At 73.3% G+C, this 20,420-nt stretch carries 19 protein-coding genes; 12 read left to right on the forward strand and 7 right to left on the reverse strand.

The window, feature by feature from the left end; genetic code table 11:
* Nucleotides 1-23: 23 nt before the first annotated feature.
* On the reverse strand, nucleotides 24-1,376 hold the full coding sequence (locus OG447_RS21530) for an MFS transporter (RefSeq protein WP_266938477.1): 1,353 nt from the start codon (nucleotides 1,374-1,376) through the stop codon (nucleotides 24-26).
* Nucleotides 1,377-1,508: 132 nt separating this feature from the next.
* Nucleotides 1,509-1,859 carry a metalloregulator ArsR/SmtB family transcription factor gene (locus OG447_RS21535; RefSeq protein WP_266938478.1) on the reverse strand — a complete coding sequence of 117 codons (351 nt, stop codon included), beginning with the start codon at nucleotides 1,857-1,859 and terminating at the stop codon, nucleotides 1,509-1,511.
* A 283-nt stretch (nucleotides 1,860-2,142) separates the two neighbouring features.
* Here OG447_RS21535 and OG447_RS21540 point away from each other — a divergent pair, with 283 nt between their 5' ends.
* On the forward strand, nucleotides 2,143-3,441 hold the full coding sequence (locus tag OG447_RS21540) for a serine hydrolase (protein ID WP_266938479.1): 1,299 nt from the start codon (nucleotides 2,143-2,145) through the stop codon (nucleotides 3,439-3,441).
* Nucleotides 3,442-3,495: 54 nt separating this feature from the next.
* Nucleotides 3,496-4,140 (forward strand): alpha-ketoglutarate-dependent dioxygenase AlkB, encoded by a 645-nt coding sequence (locus tag OG447_RS21545; RefSeq protein ID WP_266938480.1) that lies wholly within the window; start codon nucleotides 3,496-3,498, stop codon nucleotides 4,138-4,140.
* A 23-nt stretch (nucleotides 4,141-4,163) separates the two neighbouring features.
* On the opposite strand, the gene OG447_RS21550 is transcribed toward OG447_RS21545, so the two are convergent.
* Both OG447_RS21550 and OG447_RS21555 read right to left on the reverse strand, forming a co-directional pair.
* Nucleotides 4,164-4,457: a YkvA family protein gene (locus OG447_RS21550; RefSeq protein ID WP_266938481.1), complete on the reverse strand. Its 294-nt coding sequence runs from the start codon at nucleotides 4,455-4,457 to the stop codon at nucleotides 4,164-4,166.
* A 130-nt stretch (nucleotides 4,458-4,587) separates the two neighbouring features.
* The gene (locus tag OG447_RS21555) at nucleotides 4,588-5,052 is read right to left on the reverse strand and encodes a MarR family winged helix-turn-helix transcriptional regulator (protein WP_266938482.1); all 465 of its coding nucleotides are present in this window, start codon (nucleotides 5,050-5,052) and stop codon (nucleotides 4,588-4,590) included.
* Nucleotides 5,053-5,181: 129 nt separating this feature from the next.
* Here OG447_RS21555 and OG447_RS21560 point away from each other — a divergent pair, with 129 nt between their 5' ends.
* Together OG447_RS21560 and OG447_RS21565 are read left to right on the forward strand one after the other, a co-directional pair.
* Nucleotides 5,182-5,736 (forward strand): DoxX family membrane protein, encoded by a 555-nt coding sequence (locus OG447_RS21560; RefSeq protein ID WP_266938483.1) that lies wholly within the window; start codon nucleotides 5,182-5,184, stop codon nucleotides 5,734-5,736.
* Nucleotides 5,737-5,841: 105 nt separating this feature from the next.
* The gene (locus OG447_RS21565) at nucleotides 5,842-7,653 is read left to right on the forward strand and encodes a glycoside hydrolase family 15 protein (protein WP_266938484.1); all 1,812 of its coding nucleotides are present in this window, start codon (nucleotides 5,842-5,844) and stop codon (nucleotides 7,651-7,653) included.
* Between the two features lie 35 nt (nucleotides 7,654-7,688).
* Here OG447_RS21565 and OG447_RS21570 read toward each other — a convergent pair whose 3' ends face one another.
* Nucleotides 7,689-9,803 carry a SpoIIE family protein phosphatase gene (locus OG447_RS21570; protein ID WP_266938971.1) on the reverse strand — a complete coding sequence of 705 codons (2,115 nt, stop codon included), beginning with the start codon at nucleotides 9,801-9,803 and terminating at the stop codon, nucleotides 7,689-7,691.
* A 318-nt stretch (nucleotides 9,804-10,121) separates the two neighbouring features.
* On the opposite strand from OG447_RS21570, the gene OG447_RS21575 reads away from it, so the two are divergent.
* On the forward strand, nucleotides 10,122-10,859 hold the full coding sequence (locus OG447_RS21575; RefSeq protein ID WP_266938485.1) for a class I SAM-dependent methyltransferase: 738 nt from the start codon (nucleotides 10,122-10,124) through the stop codon (nucleotides 10,857-10,859).
* Between the two features lie 33 nt (nucleotides 10,860-10,892).
* On the opposite strand, the gene OG447_RS21580 is transcribed toward OG447_RS21575, so the two are convergent.
* Complete coding sequence (locus OG447_RS21580) at nucleotides 10,893-11,801, reverse strand: alpha/beta hydrolase fold domain-containing protein (RefSeq protein ID WP_266938486.1); 909 nt, start codon at nucleotides 11,799-11,801, stop codon at nucleotides 10,893-10,895.
* A 212-nt stretch (nucleotides 11,802-12,013) separates the two neighbouring features.
* On the opposite strand from OG447_RS21580, the gene tdh reads away from it, so the two are divergent.
* The 3 genes from tdh (at nucleotide 12,014) to OG447_RS21595 (ending at nucleotide 15,471) form a co-directional block, all read left to right on the forward strand.
* Nucleotides 12,014-13,042, forward strand: coding sequence for an L-threonine 3-dehydrogenase (tdh, locus tag OG447_RS21585; protein WP_266938487.1), 1,029 nt, complete (start codon nucleotides 12,014-12,016; stop codon nucleotides 13,040-13,042).
* Between the two features lie 212 nt (nucleotides 13,043-13,254).
* Nucleotides 13,255-14,463 carry a glycine C-acetyltransferase gene (locus OG447_RS21590; protein ID WP_266938488.1) on the forward strand — a complete coding sequence of 403 codons (1,209 nt, stop codon included), beginning with the start codon at nucleotides 13,255-13,257 and terminating at the stop codon, nucleotides 14,461-14,463.
* A 93-nt stretch (nucleotides 14,464-14,556) separates the two neighbouring features.
* The gene (locus OG447_RS21595) at nucleotides 14,557-15,471 is read left to right on the forward strand and encodes a LysR family transcriptional regulator (protein WP_266938489.1); all 915 of its coding nucleotides are present in this window, start codon (nucleotides 14,557-14,559) and stop codon (nucleotides 15,469-15,471) included.
* A 151-nt stretch (nucleotides 15,472-15,622) separates the two neighbouring features.
* On the opposite strand, the gene OG447_RS21600 is transcribed toward OG447_RS21595, so the two are convergent.
* Nucleotides 15,623-16,402: a DeoR/GlpR family DNA-binding transcription regulator gene (locus OG447_RS21600; protein WP_266938490.1), complete on the reverse strand. Its 780-nt coding sequence runs from the start codon at nucleotides 16,400-16,402 to the stop codon at nucleotides 15,623-15,625.
* Nucleotides 16,403-16,602: 200 nt separating this feature from the next.
* Between OG447_RS21600 and OG447_RS21605 the strand changes: the two genes are divergently transcribed.
* From OG447_RS21605 to OG447_RS21620, 4 genes are all read left to right on the forward strand, one after another.
* Nucleotides 16,603-17,505, forward strand: coding sequence for an SIS domain-containing protein (locus OG447_RS21605; RefSeq protein ID WP_266938491.1), 903 nt, complete (start codon nucleotides 16,603-16,605; stop codon nucleotides 17,503-17,505).
* Nucleotides 17,502-18,338 carry a class II fructose-bisphosphate aldolase gene (locus tag OG447_RS21610; protein ID WP_266938492.1) on the forward strand — a complete coding sequence of 279 codons (837 nt, stop codon included), beginning with the start codon at nucleotides 17,502-17,504 and terminating at the stop codon, nucleotides 18,336-18,338. Before OG447_RS21605 ends, OG447_RS21610 begins: the two co-directional genes overlap by 4 nt.
* 121 nt (nucleotides 18,339-18,459) lie before the next feature.
* Entirely contained in the window at nucleotides 18,460-19,014 is a 555-nt protein-coding gene (locus OG447_RS21615) for a DinB family protein (protein WP_266938493.1), read from the forward strand.
* Nucleotides 19,015-19,209: 195 nt separating this feature from the next.
* Nucleotides 19,210-20,400, forward strand: coding sequence for an acyl-CoA dehydrogenase family protein (locus OG447_RS21620; protein WP_266938494.1), 1,191 nt, complete (start codon nucleotides 19,210-19,212; stop codon nucleotides 20,398-20,400).
* Nucleotides 20,401-20,420: the final 20 nt, after the last annotated feature.

A 20,420-nucleotide genomic window follows, 5' to 3' on the forward strand; every position in this document is an offset into this window, starting at 1 on the left:
AGCGAGCGTGTCTCGGACACCGCTCAGCTCGGCCAGCGCGGGTGGTACCGGTCGATGACGTAGTGGTGGCCGTGCCGCCCGCCGTGCGAGGCCGCGCGGGCGTCCGTGAGGTGGGGGTGGCCCCGCGGCAGGTCCGGGTGGGCGTGTTCGAGGTGGGACGGGTCGCGGGCGGGCCAGATCACGGCCGCGGCCGTGGCGGAGGCCAGCGCGATGACGCCGAGGACGACGGCGGTCACCGCAAGGCCCGCCCCCGCGGCGAGCCACCCGGCGAGCGGGTAGGTGAGCAGCCAGCAGCCGTGGGAGAGGGAGAACCGCGCGGCGAACGCGGCGGGCAGGTCCGCGTCGGCGGCCGAGCGGCGGAGGACGCGGCCGCCGGGGGTCAGTACTACGGAGCTGGCGGCGCCGATCGCGGCCCAGGCCGCGAGTACCGCGTACCAGGACCACGACCGGAGACCGGACCCCGGGGCGGCGGCCGTGACGGCGGCCACGCCGGCCAGGACGACGGGCAGGGCGAGCGCGGCGGGGAGCATCACCGCGCGGTCGCTGAAGCGGCCCAGCAGACGCGGAAGGCACAGCGCGGCGATCACGGAACCCGCCCCGTACGCGCCGAGGGCGAGGGAGACGGAGCCGGCGGGCCGGCCGAAGTGGTCGCGGACCAGGCCGACCGTGGTGACGAGGACGAGGGCCCCGGCGGCGGCCACCGCGAGGTCCAGGGCCAGCAGGGCCCGCAGCCGCGGGGTGGCCCAGAACAGCCGGGCGCCGGAGGCGGCCCCGGCCCGGACCCGGCCGCCGCGTGCGAGCGGCGCGCGCCGGGGGAGGGCGGCGGAGACGACGAGCGCCGCGGAGGCCGCGAAGCCGACGGCCGTACCGAGGAACAGCCAGCGGTGGGAGACCAGGGTCAGCAGGGCCGCGGCCAGGGCCGGGCTGAACAGGCTCTCCAGGTCGTAGGCGAGCCGGCTCATCGACAGGGCCCGCGTGTAGTCGCGTTCGTCGGGCAGGACCTCGGGGACGACGGCCTGGAAGGCGGGCGTGAATGCCGCCGACGCCGCCTGGAGCAGGAAGACCAGGAAGTAGACCTGCCCCACCCGGTCGACGAAGGGCAGGACCACCGCGACCCCGGCCCGGAGGAGGTCCGCGGTCACCAGCAGGGCACGGCGCGGCACACGGTCCGCCGCGGCGGCGATCACGGGGGAGAGGGCGACGTAGGCGGCCATCTTGATGGCCAGCGCGGTACCGAGGACCGCGGAGGCGTCGCCGCCCGCGATGTCATGGGCGAGCAGGCTCAGGGCGACGGTGGCCAGCCCGGTACCCACCAGGGCGATGACCTGGGCAGTGAACAGTCGGCGGTACGTGCCGTTGCGCAATACGGACAGCATGGACCCGTCCCGGTCGGCGGAGTACTGAGACCAGTGGAACCATCGTAGACAACATGTGCGTACCTGAGCACGTGTGGGGGAGCGTCCGAACGAAATGAACCGGGAGGGGCTAGGCGAGTAAGTCCGACTCGCCTAGTCGTGCGGCGGGAGCGAGCCGAGCTGGTGGTCCGCGACGTTCAGCGCCTCGTCCACCAGGCGCCTCAGGTGCCCGTGCCGCAGGGAGTAGACGACGCGGCGCCCGTCCTTGCGGGTGGTGACCAGCCCGGCCAGGCGGAGCTTGGCGAGGTGCTGGCTGACGGAAGGCCGGGCCGCGCCGCACGCCTCGGTGAGCGTGGTGACATCGGCCTCGCCCCGGCCGAGCCGTTCCATCAGCGCCAGCCGGGTCCGGTCCGCGAGCAGGGCCAGCACGGACGCGGCGACCTCGAGCCGGTCGCCCCGCTCCTGCGCAGCCTGTGCACCTGCCATGTGCGTGCCTGTTCCCATGGGCACACCCTAAGGCGGCCGGAGCACGAGAGGTGCGTCCGTGCGCGACTGTGCACGGATGCGAGCGGCGCTGCGGCGGAGACTGCGCGCGATCGCCCCGTGAGGCGAGACGAGGCGAGACGAGACGAGGCGAGGCGGGGTGAGGCCATGTGAGGCGAAGTCAGGGGCGGTCCGTGCGGGGCCGCGGGCGCTCCGCCGCGCGACGGAGCGAGGGGCGTGTCTAGGCTGGTGATGTTGTCCCGCCATCGCCTTGCTCCTCGTACGGCAGGACAGGAGGCGTGCTGTGAGTCGTTCGCACACACGGCTGCGCAGGACCTGTGTGGCGGCCGCTGCCGCCGCGGGCCTGCTGGTCGCCCCCGCAGTAGCGGCCCCGGCGTACGGTGCGCCCACCCCTGGACCCTCGGCCACCGCATCCCCCTCGCCCTCCCCGGACGGCGAGACGGAGTTCCTCCGACTCACCCCGGCCGTCGCGGCGAAGCTGGACGCCGCCGTGCAGCAGACCCTGCGCGAGGCCCGGGTGCCGGGCGTCGTCGTGGGGCTGTGGGCCCCGGGCAAGGGGAGTTACGTCAGGACCTTCGGCGTCGCCGACAAGGCCACGGGCGCTCCCATGCAGACCGGTTTCAACATCCGGATCGGCAGCGAGACCAAGACGTTCACGGTCACCGCGCTCCTCGAACTGGTCGACCAGGGCAAGGTCGCCCTCGACGACCCCATCGGCAAGTACATCGACGGCGTTCCGAACGGGGACCGCATCACCCTGCGCCAGCTGGCGGGAATGCGGAGCGGACTCTTCAACTACAGCGAGGACGAGGACTTCGGCAAGGCGCTCGCCGCCGACCCCGAACGTCCCATGAAGCCACAGCAGTTGCTGGACTACGCGTTCAAGCATCCGGTGGAGTTCGCGCCGGGTGCGGAGTTCCAGTACTCCAACACCAACCTGATCCTGGTCGGACTCGTGGTGGAGAAGGTGGGCGGCCTGCCGCTCGGGGAGTTCATCCGGCAGGAAGTGCTGGAGCCGGCCGGGCTGCGCAAGACGCTCTTCCCCACCGACGCGTACTTCCCGGCCCCCCATCCGCAGGGCTACACCGACCAGCTCACCTCGGGCGAGATCGTGGAGGCGACGGACTGGAACCCGTCCTGGGCCTGGTCCGCGGGGGCGATGATCTCCGACCTGATGGACCTGCGCAGCTGGGCGCGCACCCTCGCGACGGGCGCGCTGCTGACGCCCGAGACCCAGGCGGAGCGCCTGAAGACCACCTCGATCGGCATCCCGGGTGCCGGGTACGGGCTGGGCATCTTCGACGTCCAGGGCTGGATCGGCCACAACGGCTCGCTGCCCGGATACGAAACGCTGACCGTCTACCTGCCCGAGGCCCAGGCGACCATGGTCGTCCTGCTCAACACCGACGTGCTGCACGAGGGTCAGGAGCCCAGCACCCTCTTCGGCGAGGCGATCACCCGCATCGTTTCCCCCGGGCACGTGTACCCCGGGCACAAGCCGGTCCAGCCGAAGGCCGAGCCGACGGCCTCGCCGACGTCCCCGTCGCCGGCCCAGCAGGCGCCCCCGTCTCCGGCGCGGTGACCCGGCCGCACACAAATTCGCGCAGGTGTTCGAGAGTGGGGTTACGCTGGGTCCATGCACACGCTCCATGGCCTCCACGGTCTCCAGGGCTCCCTCTTCGACCAGGGCGACGAGATCCGGCCCGGTCCGCTCGCCGGTGTGCGGCGGACCGAGCTCGGGGACGGGGCCTGGGTCGACCGGCTGCCCGGCTGGCTCCTCGGCGCCGACGCGCTGTTCGAACGGCTGGCGGCCGAGGTGCCCTGGCGCGCCGAGCGGCGGCAGATGTACGAGCGTGAGGTCGACGTTCCCCGCCTCCTCGCCTTCTACGGCGAGGGCGCGCAGCTGCCGCACCCCTCTCTCGTGGAGGCGCGCGAGGCGCTGACCCGCCACTACGCCGCCGAGCTCGGCGAACCCTTCACCACCGCCGGGCTCTGCCTCTACCGCGACGGCCGCGACAGCGTCGCCTGGCACGGCGACCGCACCGGCCGCTCCTCCACCGAGGACACCATGGTCGCGATCGTCTCGGTCGGGGACCCGCGCGACCTCGCCTTCCGCTCCCGGGCGGGCGGTCCCACGCTGCTGCGGCTGCCCCTGGGGCACGGCGACCTCGTCGTCATGGGCGGCTCCTGCCAGCGGACCATGGAGCACGCCGTACCGAAGTCGACGAGGGCTGTCGGCCCGCGCATCAGCATCCAGTTCCGCCCCCGGGGCGTGCTCTGAAGCCGGCACCGCTGACCCGCGGCCTACAGGGCCCCGGGCTCCTTCGCCGGCCGGATCGCGGCCGCGGCCGCGTGCAGTGACCGCAGGGCCAGCAGCAGTACGCCGATGTCGTCCAGGTACACCGGGTCCGGAACCAGATCCACGGGCGAGACCGTGTAGATCACCGCGGCCCAGAAGAGCGCCTTGTCGCGCAGCGGGATCCCCGAGTCGAGCAGCAGTCGCCGCGCCTTGAGGACCCGTACGAGCAGCACGGCGGCGGCGACCGCCAGCGCGACCGCGACGAGCGCGACCACCGTGAGCCAGACCTTTCCGTCCATGCCGCCCTTATACCCCGATTCCCGGTCCCGATATCGGTGCGGTGACCCCGCTGTCAGTGCGGTGACCCCGCTGTCAGTGCGGTGACGCTGCTGTCAGTGAGGTGACCCTGCCGCCAGGGCGGTGGGCGGTTCAGCTGTCCTGTTCGCGCAGGCGGCGGCTGACCTCGCCCAGCCCGGCGGCGATCGCGTCGAGCTGCTCGGGGGTCAGTACGTCCACGAGGACCTTCCGGACCGTCGCCACGTGCCCGGGCGCGGCCTCGTCCAGCCGGGCGCTGCCCGCATCGGTCAGGACGGCGAAGACCCCGCGCACGTCGGAGGGGCAGCTGCGGCGGCGGACCAGCCCGGCCTTCTCCATCTGCGTGATCTGGTAGGTCAGCCCGCTCTTGGAGTTGATCAGCCCGTTCGCGAGCTCGGTCATGCGCAGTTCGCGCCCGGGCGCCGCGGCGAGGCGTACGAGGATCTCGTACTGCGGGTGCGAGAGCCCGGAGTCGTCCTTGAGCTGCTGGTCGAGGCGGCGGTTCACCAGGGCCGACGCGGCCAGGAAGCCGCTCCAGGCCCGCATCTCGCGGTCGTCCAGCCATCTCGTTTCAGCCATGGCCCCAGCCTACACAGGTTGTTCCAATTTGAATCAATGGTTATGGTCGGTGTCCGGCGGTTCGAATTTGAACAACCCAGTCAACGCTGTCCCCGCTTCCCCGGGCCGCCCGACCGGAAGGATCCCCCCATGACCAGCCCCTCCGTCACCACGACGAAGCCGCAGGCCTCCGCAGTTACAGCCCCGGCCGCCCCCTCCACCGCCGGGTACGACGCCGGCCTGCTGCTCCTGCGCATCGTCCTCGGCCTGACCATGGCCGCCCACGGCTCCCAGAAGCTCTTCGGCTGGTTCGGCGGCGGCGGCATCAGCGGCACCGGCCAGTTCTTCACCGCCAGCGGCTACCCCGCCGGCGACGCCATGGCCGTCCTCGCCGGTCTGACCGAGACCCTGGGCGGGCTCGCCCTCGCCGCCGGCCTGCTCACCCCGCTCGCCGCCGCGGCCCTCGTCGGCACCCTCGTCAACGCGATCGTCGTCCACGGCACCGGGGCCTTCTTCGCCCCCAAGGGCATCGAGTACGAACTGCTCCTGACCGCCGGCGCCGCCGCCCTCGCCCTCACCGGCCCCGGCCGCTACGCCTTCGACCGCTTCCTGCCCGTGCTGCGCGGCCACCGCCTGGCCCACGGCGCCCTCGCCGTCACCCTCGGCCTGGCCCTCGGCGGAGCGCTCCTCCTCGTCAAGAACTAGACGAGTAAGTCCGAAGTGGCGCCTCGTCTAGACGAGGAAGTCCGCGTGCGGGGTGCCCGGAGCCTGCGCTGATTGGCTCCGGGCATTCGGGGGAAGAGCGCACAAATGACACAACCCATCGAAGACTACGCACTCATCGGCGACCTGATGACCAGTGGGCTGGTCGGCCGCGACGGGTCCATCGACTGGCTGTGCCTGCCGCGCTTCGACTCGGGAGCCTGCTTCGCCAAGCTCCTCGGAGACGAGGAGAACGGCCACTGGCGCCTCGCCCCCCTCGCCGCCGCCGACGGCGAGCAGTGCACCCGCCGGACCTACGTCGACGGCACGCTGATCCTGGAATCCCTCTGGGAGACCGACACCGGCACCGTCAAGGTCATCGACTTCATGCCGCAGCGCGAAGTCGCCCCCGACGTCATCCGCATCGTCGAAGGAATCAGCGGCAGGGTCAGGATGCTCAGCACCCTGCGCCTGCGCTTCGACTACGGCCACGTCGTCCCCTGGGTGCGCCGCAGCGACGGCGACCGGGTCGCCGTCGCCGGACCCGACTCCGCCTGGTTCCGCAGCGAACCCCCCGTCCGCACCTGGGGCGAGGCCAACAGCACCCGCTCCCAGTTCCCCGTCGCCGCCGGGCAGCGCGTGGCCTTCGTCCTCACCTGGCACCCCTCGCACGAGCCGCGCCCCGCGCCCATCGACCCGTACGAAGCCCTGGAGCAGGGCATCGCCGACTGGGGGGAATGGACCGCGCAGTGCCGCTACGAAGGCCCCTACCGGGAGGCGGTGACCCGCTCCCTGATCACCCTCAAGGCCCTCACGTACGCCCCGACCGGCGGAATCGTCGCCGCGGCCACCACCTCCCTTCCCGAGGAACTCGGCGGCGTCCGCAACTGGGACTACCGCTACTGCTGGCTGCGCGACTCCACCCTCACCCTCGGCACACTCGTCGCGACCGGCTTCCTCGACGAGGCCCGCGCCTGGCGCGCCTGGCTGCTGCGCGCCGTCGCCGGTGACCCCGCCGACCTCCAGATCATGTACGGGATCGCCGGCGAGCGGCGGATCCCCGAGGCCGAGCTGCCCTGGCTGCGCGGCTACGCCTCCTCCGCCCCCGTACGGGTGGGCAACGCGGCCGTCGACCAGCTCCAGCTGGACGTGTACGGAGAGGTCCTGGACTCCCTGCACCTGGCGAGGTCCGCCGGCCTCGCCTCCGAGCAGCACGCCTGGAAGATCCAGCTCGCCCTCCTCGACTTCCTGGAGCAGAACTGGCGCCGCCCCGACGAGGGCCTGTGGGAGGTGCGCGGCCCGCGCCGCCACTTCGTGCACTCCAAGGTGATGGCGTGGGTCGCCGCGGACCGGGCCGTGCGGGCCCTTGAGAACGACCCCTCCATCCCCGGCGACGTGGTGCGCTGGCGGGGCATGCGGGACGAGGTGCACCGGGACGTGTGCGAGAAGGGCTACGACGCCGAGCGCAACACCTTCACCCAGTACTACGGCTCCCGCGAACTGGACGCCGCGACCCTGCTGATCCCCCGCGTCGGCTTCCTGCCGCCGGAGGACCCCCGCGTCATCGGGACGGTCGACGCGGTACGGGAGGAACTCGGCCGCAGCGGCCTGGTCCGCCGCTACAGCACCGAAGGCCCCGCCGTCGACGGGCTGCCCGGTGACGAAGGGGCCTTCCTGGCCTGCTCGTTCTGGCTGGCGGACGCCCTGCACCTGACGGGCCGGGGCAAGGAGGCCCAGGACCTCTTCGAGCGGTTGCTGGCCGTACGCAACGACGTGGGACTGCTCGCCGAGGAGTACGACCCGATCGCCGGGCGCCAGCTCGGCAACTTCCCCCAGGCGTTCAGCCACGTCGGCCTGGTGAACACCGCCCTCACCCTGGCCCTGGGCGAGCCGCCGGCCAAGCCCGACGAGCGCGCCTGACGGGTCGGACCCGTCTGACCCGTCAGGCCACACCTTCACCCTCGTGGCCTCCGCCGCGCCGCACCGGGCGCGTCCGGCCCGTTCGTCCGGGACGCCAGCAGCAGGGCGATGTCGTCCGGCCGGTCTGCGTCGCCCGCCCCGCCGATCAGCAGGTCGGCGGTCTCGGTCAGCGGGGCCGACGGAGCCGCGGCCAGGGCCAGCCGGAGCCGCTCGATCCCCACGTCGATGTCCGTGCCCGGCTTCTCCACCAGCCCGTCCGTGAACAGGGCCAGCACCGCGCCCCGCGCCAGCCGCAGCTCGGCGACCGGATACGTGGCCTCCGGGTCGATGCCGAGCACCACCCCGCCCGGCAGGTCCAGCACCTCCGTCCGGCCGCCGGGATGACGCAGCAACGGCTGGGGGTGCCCGGCGCGGACGGCCGTGGCGGAGCCCGAGGCCGGATCCAGCAACACGTAGCAGCAGCTCGCGAACTGGCCCGGATCCAGGTCGATGAGCAACTGGTTGGTCCCGCTCATCACCCGCTGCGGGGTGCTTCCGCTGAGCGCGAAGGCCCGTACCGCGCTGCGGAGCTGGCCCATCGTCGCCGCGGCCGCCACACCGTGGCCCTGCACGTCGCCGATGACCAGGGCCAGCAGCCCGGAGCCCGTCTCCACCACGTCGTACCAGTCGCCGCCGACGTCCATCCCCTGTGTTCCGGGGAGGTAGCGGCCGACCGTCTCCAGGCGCTCGCGCACCGGCAGCCGGCGCGGCAGCAGGGCCGCCTGGAGCCCGCGCGCGAGCGCCGCCTCGCTGTCGTAACGCCGTGCCCGCTCCAGCGCCTGCGCGATCAGCCCGGCCAGCGCGGTCAGCACCGTGCGCTCCTCCGGGCTGAAGCCGCGCGGCACGTCGAAGCCGAGGATGCACGAGCCGACCGGCCGCCCCGAGGCGATCAGCGGCAGGAAGGCCCGGGCCCCGACGCTGGCGTCCAGCGGGATGCCCGGGTAGGCGGCGGCCAGGTGCTCCATCGACTCGAAGAACAGTGGCCGCCCCGAGGTCAGGCACTCCACACCCGGCAGCCGCACATCGAGCCCGACCCCGTCGAACCCGTCGAGGAAGCCCTTGGGGAAGCCGGTCTCCCAGGCGAGGTGCAGATGCCGCTCGTCGAGCATGTAGATCGCCAGCTGGCGGCCGCCGAACGCCGGCAGCAGCTCCTCGGTGACCACCGCCGACACCTGACGGGCCGTGACCGCCTCGGTCAGCGCGATGGCGAGGGCCACCGGCCGGTAGAGCGCGGAAGCCCGGTCGGCGGGGGAGCCGAGACCCGCGCCGGGCCGGGCCACCGACGAGGGTGCGTAGGAGGGCCGCTCCTCCGCCCCGATCGTCAGTGTCACTCCGGAGCGCCCCGGGTAGAGCCCCACCGACATCCAGTCCCCGGCCGGGTCCCCGCCGCGCCGGGCGGAGAAGTGCACCGGCTCGGTGGACATGAACACGGCCCGGAAGTGGTCCTCGAACGCGGGATGCCCGAGCCAGGGCAGCGCCTCCCACACCACCTGGCCCCGCAGCCGGCCCTCGCCGAGGCCGATGAGGTCCGCGGCGGCGGCGTTGAGGAAGCGGATCCGGCCGTGCCGGTCGACGGAGAGCAGCGCCTGCGGCAGCCGGTCCGCGGCCTCCCGGGCGTCCTCGCCGCCGGAGGGCGGGTCCACCAGCAGCGGATCGCCCTCCCACACCACCGGCGCCCCCGCGGCCGCCAGCGCGGCGAGCTCCTGGCCCAGCCCGTCCGCGGCCTCACGCAGCCGCTCCCGGTCCAAGGCGCTCACCGGGACCCCGGGGGTCGCCTCGCGCAGCACCAGCAGCACGCCGAACCGCTGCGTCCCGGCCGTCACCGGTTCGTACAGCGAGGCGAACGGGAAGGGGAGCCCGGCCATCAGCTGCGGGAACCGGCGCATCGACGACTCCGCGTCCGGCAGGTGCACCGACTGCCGCGAGCGGTACGCCTCGGCCACCGGGTACGGGCGGTTCACGTGCATCCGCGACCAGGGCCGGAACAGCCGCCCGGGAAGGCCCGCCAGCACGGCCATCAGGAGCAGCCCCTCGGTGCGTGAGCGCAGGTAGACCCCGCCCGCGTACCCGTCGACCGCCGCCACCGCGTCGACGGCCGCCCGCGTGAGCACGGAGGCCGTGGCCGCAGTCGTGGCTGTCGCCGCGGCTGTGGCTGTGGCGTCAGGGGCGGGGCCGTCACTGTCCGGTCTCGCCGTCACACCGCCAGGATGCGCCCTCGGCGGTGCTGCCCGCACCCCGGAGCCGGCCGCTCCGTCCCGTCCCGGTCGCGCCGGGTCCTGAGCGCCTCAGGCCCTGAGCAGCCGCGATAGGCCGACCGCTTCCCTCGTCCGGGGGACGTACAACCGTACGGGCCGTGATCCGGACGCGGCGCGGGGCACGATACGGACGCGTCGCACCCCCACCCCCCGGCCGGACCCGGAAGGCACAGCATGAGGTTCCAGTACGACATCCTCGGCGAGCGGTACGCGGAGTCCACGACCACGGCCGCCTTCTCGGCCGCCGACATGTACACCCTGCACGGTGCGCTCGACGCGCTCGGCGGGGTACGCGGCCTGGACACCCTCGACCTGGCCTGCGGATACGGCTACAACACCCGGCTGCTGGCCCGCGGCGGCGCCCGCCGGGCGGTGGGCGTGGACGTCTCCGAGGAGATGATCAAGCTGGCGCGCGAGCACGAGGAGGCGCAGGACCGGCCGGACATCGAGTACCACGTCGCCGACGCCGCCGGCCTCCCCGACCTCGGGCCCTTCGACCTCGCCACAGCCGTCTACCCCTTCAACCACACCCCCGACCGCACCTCGCTGCACGCGATGTTCCGGTCCGTCCGCGCCAGCCTGCGCCCCGGCGGACGGCTCCTCGCCATCGTGCCCAACGCAGGGGCGTTCCCCCGCGTGGACTGGTCGCCGTACGGGGTCCGCATCCTCGACCGGATCCACGCCGGAGACGCGCCCCTGCTCAAGGCGCACTTCCTGATCGACCCGCCGGTTCCCTTCGAGTTCCACGAGTGGGCCCACACCGACCTCGCCGAAGCGGCCGTCGAGGCGGGCTTCAGCACGGTCGGCTGGCAGCCGAACCGCACCCCGCCCGCCGACCCCGTCCGCGACGAGGCGTACTGGACGGCGTACCGCGCCTGGCCGATCAGCTCGCTGATGACCTGCACGGCGTAGGCAGTGACGGCAAGTGGCGTCGGCCGGTCGCGGTCACCCCTGCCCCGCCGACCGGGTCAGCTGCACGATCCGGTCGCGCGCCGCCCGCCCCTCCGGCACCGGCAGCAGCGGGTACCCGTGCGGCAGCCCCGCCTCCTCGTGGAACTCCACCTCCGTCCCGTCCGCGCGAGCCCGGCGCACCAGCTCCCTGCTGTCCGTGGTCAGCAGGTCCCGCGTCCCCGTGAACACCGTCAGCGGCGCCAGCCCCTCGAAGGACCCGCGCAACGGGCTCACCCGGGGATCGTCCGCGGCCAGGGTCCCCGCGTACAGCCTTCCCGCCTCCCGCAGCCCCGAGCGGGCCAGCATCGGATCGCCGGCCTCGATCGCCGCCTGGTCCGGATGGCTCATGGTCAGGTCGAGCCACGGCGAGATCAGCACGATCCGGGAGGGCTGCGCCCCGGTCCGGTCACGCAGCCGCTGGGCCGCGGCCAGCGCCAGCCCGGCACCGGCGGAGTCCCCGATGAGCACCGTCCCGCCCGCGCCGCCGCTCGCGATCAGGCCGCTGAGCAGATCGGCGGCCACCGGGACTGTCCGGTCGGCGGTCCCGCGCGGGGCGAGGATGTACGCCGGTACGACCACCCGCGCCCGGGCCCGCGTGACCAGCGTCCGGATCATCGCCCAGTGCGGGCGGACCAGCTCGTTGACGTAGCCGCCGCCGTGCACGTACAGCACCTGCGCCATCGGCTCCGCCTCCCGCGGGGAGACGTCGTACACGGGCCAGGCGCCGACGAACGTCCGCGAGATCTCCGCGACCCGCCCCAGCGACCGCGGCGGCAGATGGGACGCCGGCCGGCGGGCGGAATGGGCCACCCGGGTCCGTACCGCCTCGGCGCTCGCGAACCGTCTTCGCCGTCCCGCCGCGATCAGCGCCGCCGACAGCGCCCTGCTGCGCAGACTCGGCACGCCCCTCACCTCCCCTTTTCCCCCAGCCGTCACCGGCCCGGGCCCTGCCCCGTCACCTGAGGAGCATAGGTGTGAAGCTGGGCTGTCGACCCGCTTAAGAAAGTCTCGATGGACTGATCACCACGCATCTCGGCAGATTGGTGCCCGTCACCGACGCCGACCGCGCCCCCGCGCCGTACGGCGCCCCCTTCCGCATGCCTGGAGCCACCCCCATGAAGGCACTCGTCAAGCACAAGGCCGAGCCCGGACTGTGGCTCATGGACGTTCCCGAGCCCGAGTACGGCCCCGGCGACGTGCTGATCAAGGTGCTGCGCACCGGCATCTGCGGAACCGACCTGCACATCCGCGCCTGGGACGGCTGGGCGCAGGGCGCGGTCAAGACCCCGCTCGTCCTCGGCCACGAGTTCGTCGGCGAGGTCGCCGCGCTCGGCGCGGACGTCCGCGACATCGAGATCGGCGCGCTCGTCAGCGGCGAGGGCCACCTGGTGTGCGGCAAGTGCCGCAACTGCCTGGCCGGCCGCCGCCACCTGTGCCGCAGCACCGTCGGGCTCGGCGTCGGCCGCGACGGCGCCTTCGCCGAGTACGTCGTGCTGCCCGCCCAGAACGTGTGGGTCCACCGCACCGCGGTCGACCTGGACGTGGCCGCGATCTTCGACCCCTTCGGCAACGCCGTGCACACCGCGCTGTCCTTCCCGCTGGTCGGCGAGGACGTGCTGATCACCGGCGCCGGCCCGATCGGCATCATGGCGGCGGCCGTCGCCCGGCACGCCGGCGCGCGCAGCGTGGTCATCACCGACATCAGCCCCGAGCGCCTGGAGATCGCCCGCAAGGCGGGCGCCACCCTCGCCGTGAACGTCGCCGAGTCCTCCATCGCCGACGCCCAGCGGACGCTCGGCCTGCGCGAGGGCTTCGACATCGGCCTGGAGATGTCCGGCCGCCCCGAGGCGATGCGCGACATGATCGACAACATGACGCACGGCGGCCGCATCGCCATGCTGGGCCTGCCGGCGCAGGAGTTCCCGGTGGACTGGGCCAAGGTCGTCACCTCGATGATCACCATCAAGGGCATTTACGGCCGCGAGATGTTCGAGACCTGGTACGCGATGACGGTGCTGCTCGAAGGCGGGCTCGACCTGAGCCCGGTCATCACCGGCCGCTACTCGCACCGCGACTTCGAGGCCGCCTTCGACGAGGCGTCCACGGCCCGCAGCGGCAAGATCATCCTGGACTGGACGGCGTAGCGGCCAGACCGGCCCGACCGACCGCCGGGCCCGGCCCGACCGGCCCGACCGACGGGCTGTGCCCGGCCGGCCCGGCCAGCCCGTCCGGCCCCCAACAGGCCATCTCCCTCCGGCCGGACCCCGCACACCCTCCCCCCTCCGCGGGGTCCGGCCCCCCTTTGTCTCTCCCGCTCCGTTTCGCCCGCCGCCCTCCGCCGCAAGGAGAACCGCACATGTTCGAGTCCGTCCGCGAGGACCTGCGCTCCACCCTCGACGAGATCCGCGCCGCCGGTCTGCACAAGCCCGAGCGCGTCATCGGCACCCCGCAGAACGCGGCCGTCGCCGTCACCTCGGGCGGCGCCCCCGGCGAGGTCCTCAACTTCTGCGCCAACAACTACCTCGGTCTGGCCGACCATCCCGAGGTCGTCGCCGCCGCGAAGGACGCACTGGACCGCTGGGGCTACGGCATGGCCTCGGTCCGCTTCATCTGCGGCACGCAGGAGGTGCACAAGGAGCTGGAGGCACGGCTGTCGGCCTTCCTCGGCCAGGAGGACACCATCCTCTACTCCTCCTGCTTCGACGCCAACGGCGGCGTCTTCGAAACCCTCCTCGGCGCCGAGGACGCCGTCATCTCCGACGCCCTCAACCACGCCTCGATCATCGACGGCATCCGTCTGTCGAAGGCCCGCCGCTTCCGCTACGCCAACCGCGACATGGCCGAGCTGGAGACGCGCCTGAAGGAGGCCACCGAAGGCGGCGCCCGCCGCAAGCTGATCGTCACCGACGGCGTGTTCTCGATGGACGGGTACGTCGCCCCCCTCGCGGAGATCTGCGACCTGGCGGAGCGCTACGACGCCATGGTCATGGTCGACGACTCCCACGCCGTCGGCTTCGTCGGCCCCGGCGGCCGCGGCACCCCGGAACTGCACGGGGTCATGGACCGCGTCGACATCATCACCGGCACCCTCGGCAAGGCCCTCGGCGGAGCCTCCGGCGGCTACGTCGCGGCCCGCGCCGAGATCGTGGAGCTGCTGCGCCAGCGTTCGCGCCCGTACCTCTTCTCCAACTCCCTCGCCCCGGTCATCGCGGCGGCCTCCCTCAAGGTCCTCGACCTGCTGGAGTCGGCCGGCGACCTGCGCGAGCACCTCGCCGCCAACACCGCGCTGTTCCGCACGAAGATGACCGAGGCCGGCTTCGAGATCCTGCCCGGCGACCATGCCATCGCCCCGGTGATGATCGGCGACGCGGCGGAGGCGGCCAAGATGGCGGAGCTGCTGCTGGAGCGCGGGGTGTACGTGATCGGCTTCTCCTACCCGGTGGTCCCGCTCGGCGCGGCCCGCATCCGCGTGCAGCTCTCGGCCGCCCACTCCACGGCGGACGTGGAGCGTGCGGTGGCGGCCTTCGTCGACGCCCGCGCGGCACTGGCGGCCACCAAGGCCTGAGGGACCAGCAGGCCTGCTGAGGCCCGTGGGGCCGGTGGGGCCCGCGCTTCGCGCGGGGCCCGGGAGGTCCTAGCGGCCTGAGACAATGGCGGGGTGATCGACCCCCGCCGGCTGCGCATCCTGCGTGCCGTGGCGGACCACCGTACGGTGACCGCCGCGGCCGCAGCCCTGTACCTCACCCCCTCCGCCGTCTCCCAGCAGCTCGCGGCGCTGGAGCAGGAGACCGGCCACGCGCTGCTCACCCGCAGCGGCCGGGGCGTACGGCTCACCGCGGCCGGGGAGATCCTGGTCGGGCACGCCAACGAGGTGCTGGCCCAGCTGGAGCGGGCGGAGGCCGAACTCGCGGCGTACGCGGGCGGCTCGGCGGGCGAGGTCACGGTGGCGGCCTTCGCCACGGGCATCGCCGAGGTCCTGGCCCCGGCGATCGCCCGCCTCGCGCTGGAGCACCCGGGCATCCGGCTGCGGGTACGGGACGCCGAGGGCGACCAGAGCCTGCCGATGCTCCTGGACGGCGAGGCGGACCTCGCCCTGGCGGTCGAGTACCGCGGCGGCCCGGGGGCCGACGACGCCCGGCTCTCGGTCCTCCCGCTGTACGCGGAGCCCTTCGACGCGGTCCTGCCCTCCGCGCACCCGCTGGCCGCGCTGCCCGCGGTGTCGCTGGCGGACCTCTCCGACTCGGACTGGGTGGGCCAGTACCCGGGCAACCCGTGCCACGACGTAACGCTGCTGGCGTGCGAACTCGCGGGCTTCCAGCCCCGGCTGCGCCACTCCTCCGACGACTTCCGCGCGGTGACCGCCCTGGTCGGCGCGGGGGCCGGGGTAGCCCTCGTACCGCGCTCGGCGCTCCGGGGCATGGACCTCAAGGAGGTCCAGGTCCGCCCGGTCACCGGCGCGTCCGCGACCCGCCGGGTCTTCGCGGCCACCCGCCGCGGCGCCCAGTCCCATCCCCTGATCGCGCCGGTCCTGGCGGCCCTCGTCCGGGAGTCGGAGCGCCTGCCCACGCATTGAGGGGCCGGCCCGACACGGAGAGACCACGGGACTGACGGGAAACCCCCGAACCATCCCTGATCAGGCCCCGCGGGCACACGCTCCCCGGAGCACCTGTCCTACTCCCGGACCCCGCCCCCTCCCGCACCTGACCCCCTCCGCGCCTGACCCCCTACACCCGCAGCACCTCCACGCCCGCCGCCTCGAACGCCGCCGCCACATCGGGGGTCAGGCCCGTGTCCGTCACCAGGACGTCCACCGACGAGGTCGCGCAGATGCGGGCGAAGGCGCGTGCGCCGAGTTTGCTGGAGTCCGCCGCGATCACCACCCGGTGGGCCCGTTCGCACAGCAGGCGGTTGATCGACGCCTCGTCCTCGTGGCGGGTCGCCGCGCCGTCCGCCGGGTCGAAGCCGTCGACGCCGAGGACCGCCGTGTCCACACTGAGCTGCCCGAGGACCTGCTCGGCGAGGGGGCCCGTGAGTTCGTACGACTGGGGGCGGGCGACGCCTCCGGTCAGCACGATCTTGAACTGCGGGCGGATCACCAGCTCGCCCGCGATGTTGAGGGCGTTGGTCACCACGGTCAGCGCGGGCGTGCCCGTGGCCAGGTCGGGGCGTCCGACCAGGGCGCGGGCCACCTCGGTGGTCGTGGTGCCGCCCGTCAGGCCGATCACTTCGCCCGGGGTGACCAGGGCCGCCACCGCCTCGCTGATCCGGCGCTTCTCGGCGGCGCGGCGCGACGTGCGGTAGCGCAGGGGGAGTTCGTACGAGACCCCGTGCAGCACCGCCCCGCCCCGCGTGCGGACCAGCAGCTGCTGCTCGGCGAGCTGGTCGAGGTCGCGGCGGATGGTCGCGGCGGACACGCCGAGGGCCTCCGCCGCCGGCTCCACCTCCAGCTCGCCCCGGTCCACCAGCAGATCCAGAAGTGCCTGCCAGCGCTCCTTGCGGGTCATCGGCCGCCCCCTTCGGTGTTTCTCCATCGGCCCCATCGGCTCCATCGGCCTACCCGCCGACATTAACTCAGGCGGATCACCCCGTAGATGCTTGAAGTTGCGTGAAAATGGCAGCTACCTTGCAGGAAAACGCATCCGCGCCCCAGGCGCCGTCCAGACAAAACACCATCCAGACCCATTCGCCGTATCAGGGAGCCTGTATGAGTCACGTCGCGTACGAGTTGGGCACGCAGCCCGAATGCTGGGAGCGGGCCGCCGAACTGGCCCCGGCCCGGCGGGCGGTGCTCCCGCAGCGGGGGGAGCGTACCGCGATCGTCGGCTGCGGGACCTCGTATTACATGGCCCAGGCGGCCGCGGCGCTGCGCGAGGAGGCGGGGGAGGGGGAGACCGACGCCTTCCCCGCCTCGGAGTTCCCCCGCCACCGGCGCTACGACCGGGTCGTCGCCCTCACCCGGTCGGGGACCACGACCGAGGTGCTGGACCTGCTGGCCCGGCTGCGCGACGCGGGCGTCCCGACGACCGCGGTCATCGGCGATCCGGCGACCCCCGTGATGACGGTCGCCGACGAGCTGGTCGTACTCGACTTCGCCGACGAACAGTCGGTCGTGCAGACCCGCTTCGCGACCACCGCCCTGACCCTGCTGCGCGCCCACCTCGGGCTGCACGGCGCGGGCGTCGTGGCCGACGCCCGGACCGCGCTGGCCGAGCCGCTGCCCGCGGAGCTCCAGGGCCGGGGCCAGTTCACCTTCCTCGGCCGGGGCTGGAGCGTGGGCCTCGCGCACGAGGCGGCGCTGAAGATGCGCGAGGCCTCGCTGTCCTGGGCGGAGTCCTACCCGGCGATGGAGTACCGGCACGGCCCGATCAGCATCTCGGGGCCCGGTACGGTCACCTGGTCGCTCGACGAGGCCCCCGACGGGCTCGCCGAGCAGGTCCGCGACACCGGCTCCCAGTGGGTGGCCGGCCGGCTGGACCCGCTGGCCGAGCTGGTCCGGGTGCACCGGCTGGCGCTCGCCGTGGCCGCCCATCAGGGGCTGGATCCGGACGCGCCGCGCAACCTGACCCGCTCGGTGATCCTGACCACGGGCGAGGAGGCGGTCCGATGAGCCTCGTTCCCGCCGGTCCGCTCGTCCTGGAGGCGGCCGCCGCGGGCCGCGCCGTCGCCGCGTTCAACATCATCACGCTGGAGCACGCCGAGGCCGTGGTGGCCGGGGCGGAGGCGGCCGGACTGCCCGTCATCCTGCAACTGAGCGAAAACGCGGTGAAGTTCCGCGGCGGGCAGCTGCTGCCCATCTCCCGCGCGGCCGCCGCCTGCGCGGAAGCCTCAGCGGTCCCGGTCGGCCTGCACCTGGACCACGTCAAGAGCCCGGACCTGCTGCGGCAGGCCTGCGACGCCGGATTCAGCTCCGTCATGTACGACGCCGCGCACCTGCCGTACGGCGAGAACCTGGAGACCACCCGCTCCGCCGCCGACTGGGCCCACGCCAACGGGCTGTGGATCGAAGCGGAGCTGGGCGAGGTGGGCGGAAAGAACGGCGCCGCGCCACTGGACCCGCACGCGCCCGGGGCGCGTACGGACCCCGACGAGGCACGGCGGTTCGTCGCCGACTCGGGGGTCGACGCGCTGGCCGTCGCCATCGGCAGCAGCCACGCGATGACCAGCCGGACCGCCGCCCTGGACCACGCGCTGCTGGCCCGCCTGGCCAAGTCGGTGGACGTACCGCTGGTGCTGCACGGTTCCTCGGGGCTGCCGGACGCGGAGCTCGCGGCGGCCGTCGCGGGAGGCATCCGCAAGGTCAACATCGGTACGGCGCTGAACGTGGCCATGACCGAGGCCATCCGCACCCACCTGACCCCGGCGGACCCCCGGCCCTACCTGACGGCGGCCCGCGCGGCGATGGCGGTGACCGCCGAGGCCATGATCAGCGCCCTCAACTGACCGGCACAGGGGGACGATCACAACGGGCGCCGCGCCTGTCGCCGGGCGTGTGCCGCACCCGTCTCGTCCCGCGCTACGGCCGCCCGTTCCGCCTCCCGTCCCACCGCGCATAATCGCCGGTATGACGAACGGAAGCAGCAGAGCCGGGATCTTCCCCGTCTCCGCCGGGCCGGACCACCGCTTCACGGGCCCGGCGACCGGGGACGAACGACGCGTGCTGGCCGCCTTCCTGGCCGACCAGCGCGCGACCCTGGAGCTCAAGTGCGCGGGCATGGGGGAGGAGTTGTGCCGGCAGGCCGTGGAACCGTCCACGCTCTCCCTGCTCGGCCTGGTGCGCCACCTCGCCGACGTGGAAAGCCGCTGGTTCAGGAAGGTCCTGGCGGGGCAGGACGTCGAGCCCCGCTTCTCCTCGGCGGCGGATCCCGACGGGGCCTTCGGCACCGCACTGCGCGTCCCCGGCGCCGTCGAGGAGGCCTGGGCGGCGTGGCGCGCCGAAGTGGCCTTCGCCGAGCGCTTCGTGGCCGAGGCCCCCCACCTCGACGTCGAGGGCGACGACGCGTGGCGCGGGACGGTCTCCCTGCGCTGGGTCCTCGTCCACATGGTCGAGGAGTACGCCCGGCACAACGGGCACGCGGACCTGCTCCGGGAGCGGATCGACGGGGCCGTGGGCATCTGAGGGCGCGCGGCCGCGCGAGGGGCCCTCGTATCGGCACCCGCGCCACCAGGTCCTCGCCGGCACCGGCGCCTCCACGCCGCCAGGCGGCTGTCCGGCAGTTCGGTGGCGTGCAGCCCTTCCGGATTCTTGGAACAGGTTCTAGTCTGCCCCCGCCGCCACAGCGACCGGCTGGACCGCGAGACTCCCGGAGGGGCCGTGCACCTCGAATACACGCCAGAGCAGCAGCAGTTGCGCGCGGAGCTGCGCGCCTACTTCGCCGAGTTGGTGCCCGAGGACGTCTACGCCCGCTACGAGGACCCCGCCGCGCAGAAGCGCTTCTACCGGGAGACCATCCGCCGGCTCGGCGCCGACGGCTGGCTCGGTGTCGGCTGGCCCAAGGAGTACGGGGGCCGCGGAATGTCCCCGATGGACCAGTTCATCTTCTTCGACGAGGCCGCGCAGGCCGTCGTACCACTGCCCCTGATGGCCCTCAACACCGTCGGGCCGACCATCATGCAGTTCGGCAGCGACGAGCAGAAGGCGTACTTCCTGCCGAAGATCCTCTCGGGCGAGATCGACTTCGCGATCGGCTACAGCGAGCCCGACGCGGGCACCGACCTCGCTGCGCTCAAGTGCAAGGCCGTCCGCGAGGGCGACGAGGAGAGCGGCACGTACGTCGTCAACGGGCAGAAGATCTGGACCACCAACGGCGACACCGCCGACTGGGTCTGGCTCGCCGTCCGCACGGACCCGGACGCGCCCTCGCACAAGGGCATCACCATGCTCCTCGTGCCGACCTCCGACCCCGGCTACTCCTGCACCCTCATCAACACCCTCGCCTCGCACGACACGACCGCCAGCTACTACGAGAACATCCGCGTCCCCGCCGGCCACCGCGTCGGCCAGGAGAACAAGGGCTGGCGCCTGATCACCAACCAGCTCAACCACGAGCGCGTCACCCTCGCCGCCCACGGCACGATGGCCATCCGCGCCCTGCACGACGTCCAGCGCTGGGCCGCCGGGACGAAGCTCGCCGACGGCCGCCGGGTCATCGACCTCTCCTGGGTCCGCGGCCGCCTCGCCCGCACCCACGCCCGGCTCGACGCGATGAAGCTGCTCAACTGGCAGATGGTCAACGCGGTCCAGGACGGCACCCTCACCCCGCAGGACGCCTCCGCCGTCAAGGTCTACGGCTCCGAGGCCCGCAGGGACGCGTACGCCTGGCTGATGGAGGTCGTCGGCGCGGCCGGCTCCCTCAAGGACGGCTCCGCCGGAGCGGTCCTGCACGGCGAACTCGAACGCGGTTACCGCAGCGCCGTGATCTTCACCTTCGGCGGCGGCAACAACGAGGTCCAGCGCGAGATCATCTCCTGGATCGGCCTGGGCATGCCCCGCGTCCGGCGCTAGTGCTGTGGCCGTACCGGCGC

This window comes from Streptomyces sp. NBC_01408, from assembly GCF_026340255.1.
Taxonomy (GTDB): Bacteria; Actinomycetota; Actinomycetes; order Streptomycetales; family Streptomycetaceae; genus Streptomyces.